The sequence below is a fragment of the Paraburkholderia sp. J67 genome, from assembly GCF_905220265.1.
GTDB lineage: Bacteria > Pseudomonadota > Gammaproteobacteria > Burkholderiales > Burkholderiaceae > Paraburkholderia.
On record NZ_CAJMZK010000138.1, the window covers coordinates 1 to 266 of the forward strand.

General features: G+C 62.8%; 1 pseudogene. It reads left to right on the top strand.

The window, feature by feature from the left end:
* A pseudogene (locus U5782_RS41510) lies at positions 1 to 266 on the top strand (electron transfer flavoprotein subunit alpha/FixB family protein); the annotation flags it as partial.

Consider the following 266-nt stretch of genomic DNA (forward strand, 5'->3'; position numbering starts at 1 on the left):
TTCCGGCAACCGCAGCGGGCAAGAACGTCACGCCGCGTATCGCCGCGAAGCTGGACGTCGCGCAGATCAGCGACATCACGGCAGTGAATAGCGCCGACACGTTCGAGCGTCCGATCTATGCGGGCAACGCGATCGCAACCGTCCAATCTCAAGACGCAATCAAGGTCATCACCGTTCGTACGACGGCATTCGACGCAGTCGCGGCAGAAGGCGGCAGCGCAGCCGTCGAAACGCTGGAAGCTGCGGCAGACAACGGCAAGGCGCAA